This window comes from Streptomyces sp. MUM 203J, assembly GCF_022414595.1.
Lineage (GTDB): Bacteria > Actinomycetota > Actinomycetes > Streptomycetales > Streptomycetaceae > Streptomyces.
Window position 1 is genome coordinate 1 of sequence record NZ_JADWYO010000122.1, and the last position, 2603, is coordinate 2603.

The window sequence follows — 2603 nt, forward strand, 5'->3', positions numbered from 1 at the left end:
CGCGGACACACCGCGCTGAAGGGCCAACCACCTGCCAGCCGCGTTCCCAACCTCACAGGGCAATACACCTAGGGCGTGGTGAGCGCGTGGTCAGGAGGGTGCGCGAAGGTCTCTGTACGGCCCCCGACCGGGGGTGACATGACGTCTCGTCAGGAGAGTCTCCATGCCTGTCCGTATGCCTGTCCGTCGCACGCTCGTCACCCTGACCGCGCTCGGTGCGGTCCTGGCGGGTGCCGCGCCCGCCGGGGCCTCGTCCACGACGGCCCCGCAGGGCTGGGAGCCGGCTCCGTCGTCCCCCTGGGACGTCCCCGCCGGGGCCCGCTGCGACTTCCCCGTGCACGGGGAGCCCGTCGTGGACGAGGTGGTCCGGTACGTCCTGGACACCCACGCGGACGGCTCCCCGAAGCGGGTCGTCTACCAGGGCGACCTGGTCGTCCGCGTCACCAACAAGGACACCGGCGCCTCGTACGACGCGGACGCGGGCGGCTCGGCGGTCGTCGAGTACCGCACCGACGGCTCCCAGACCTGGGCGGTGCTGGGCCCGGTGCTGATCGGCTTCGGGAAGGACGCGGGCAGTCTGCCGCGCGGGATCTACATCGTCGACGGCGTCTACACGTTGGACATCGGCACGGGCGGGCAGAAGACGCTCAGGATGGCCTACGGCACGACGGACGACCTCTGCGACCGCATCGGCTGACCCGGAGCGGCCGACGGTCCGCGGTCGGCCGCTCACCCGGGGCGTGCGGCGTCGAGCGCGGCCCGCAGATACCCCGCGTGGTCCGTGAGGAGGCGGGCGGCGGTGGGCGCGTCCACCCCGGCGAGCAGCATGAGGACCGCGTGCTTGACCTCGCCGCCCGTCGCCTCCAGCGCCGCCGCCGTCTCGTCCTCGGACGCGCCGGTGGCCTGGGCGACGAGGCGATGGGAGCGGGCGCGCAGCTTGTCGTTGGTGGCGCGGACGTCGACCATGAGGTTCCCGTACGTCTTGCCGAGCCGGATCATCGTGATCGTCGAGATCATGTTGAGGACGAGCTTCTGGGCGGTGCCCGCCTTGAGGCGGGTGGACCCGGTGACGAACTCGGGCCCGACGACGACCTCGATGCGGTGCTCGGCCGCGGCGGCGAGGGCGCTGCCGGTGTTGCAGGCGAGCCCGACGGTGAGGGCGCCCCCCTCGCGGGCGTACGTGACGGCGGCGAGGGCATAGGGCGTGCGGCCGGAGGCGGAGACCCCGACGACGGTGTCGTCCGGGGTGAGGCCGAGGCGCTTGAGGTCGTCGGCGGCGAGTCCCGTGTCGTCCTCCGCGCCCTCCACGGAGCGTACGAGGGCGTCGGCCCCGCCCGCGACCAGGCCGACGACCTGCGAGGGGTCGGCGTTGAAGGTGGGCGGGCACTCGCTGGCGTCCAGCACGCCGAGCCGTCCGGCGGTCCCGGCTCCCGCGTACACGAGCCGCCCGCCGCGGGCCATACGGGCGGCGACGGCGTCGACGACGGCGGCGATGCGGGGGAGCTGGGCGGCGACGGCGGCGGGGACGGCCCGGTCGCCCTCGTTCATGGCGCGGGCGATGTCCAGGGTGGGCCGGGTGTCGATGTCCGCCAGCTCGGGCCGGAACCCCTCGGTGGCGAGCGTGCCGAGCTGCGCGCGGAGCGGGTCGGGGCGGCGGCCGGTCATCGGCGGGGCCCGCGGCGGTCGGGGGCGGAGGGCAGGGGGCGGCGGTGGGCGAGGGCCTCGTAGGAGGCGGCGAGAGCGGGAGCCGCGGTCGCGTACGTACGCTGGCAGACCGCTGTGAACAGGCAGTCGACGACGAGGAGCTGGCCCGTGCGGGAGGCCATCGCGGCGGGGCGCAGCTCGGTCTCGCGGGCGGTGGACGTGGTGAGGACGTGGTCGGCGTACTGGGCGACGGGGCCGTCGGGGCGGCCGCTGATCGCGACGGTCGTCGCGCCCCGCTCGAAGGCGACGCGCAGCGGCTCGATGACGTCGCTGGTGGCGCCCGAATGGGTGATGGCCAGGGCCACGTCGCCGGGGCGGAGCTGGACGGCGTTGGTGACGGCGAGGTGCGGGTCCTGGTGGGCGTGCGCGAGCAGGCCGATGCGCTGGAGCTTCTGGGCCAGGTCCTGGGCGACGAGGGCGGAGGCGCCGACGCCGTACAGGTCGGTGCGGCGGGCGGTGGCGACGGCGGCGACCGCGGCGGTGAGCTGGGCCGTGTCGAGCGCGGCGGCGGTGTCCGCGAGAGTCTGCTGCTCGTCGCGGGCCAGCTTGGCGACGACGTCCGTGAGCGGGTCGTCCACCGTGATGTCCGCGGTGAGCGCGGGCGCCCGCCCGGACCGCCGCTGCGCCGCCAGCCCGGCGAGGGCCAGCCGCAGGTCCCGGTACCCCGGGTAGCCGAGCGCGCGGGCGGTCCGCACGACGGTCGCCTCACTGGTCCCGGTGACCTCGGCCAGCCCGGTGACCGTCAGTCCCGCGCACCGCGCCGGATCGGCGGCGACGGCCTCCGCGACGCGCTGCATGGACCGGGTCATGGCGGGCGCGAGGGCACGCACCTTGGCGGCTGAACGAGCGCCACTACGGCGCCCTGCAGGGCAAGGACAAGGCGCAGACGCTCGCGGAGT

The 2603-nt window shown here is 75.4% G+C and carries 3 protein-coding genes; 1 reads left to right on the forward strand and 2 read right to left on the reverse strand.

Going from position 1 to position 2603, the window contains the following annotated elements:
• Positions 1–163 precede the first annotated feature (163 nt).
• The gene (locus I3F58_RS29080) at positions 164–697 is read left to right on the forward strand and encodes a hypothetical protein (RefSeq protein WP_240111705.1); all 534 of its coding nucleotides are present in this window, start codon (positions 164–166) and stop codon (positions 695–697) included.
• A 32-nt stretch (positions 698–729) separates the two neighbouring features.
• On the opposite strand, the gene murQ is transcribed toward I3F58_RS29080, so the two are convergent.
• Complete coding sequence (murQ, locus tag I3F58_RS29085; protein ID WP_240111706.1) at positions 730–1665, reverse strand: N-acetylmuramic acid 6-phosphate etherase; 936 nt, start codon at positions 1663–1665, stop codon at positions 730–732.
• Positions 1662–2603, reverse strand: a 942-nt coding sequence (locus tag I3F58_RS29090) for a MurR/RpiR family transcriptional regulator (protein ID WP_308355082.1), incomplete at its 5' end; no start/stop codon positions are given. The genes I3F58_RS29090 and murQ, both read right to left, overlap by 4 nt.

Excerpts from the sequence above, each read along its gene's own strand:
- murQ (WP_240111706.1), bottom strand. The coding sequence starts at position 1,665 with ATGACCGGCCGCCGCCCCGACCCGCTCCGCGCGCAGCTCGGCACGCTC.
- I3F58_RS29080 (WP_240111705.1), top strand. The coding sequence starts at position 164 with ATGCCTGTCCGTATGCCTGTCCGTCGCACGCTCGTCACCCTGACCGCG.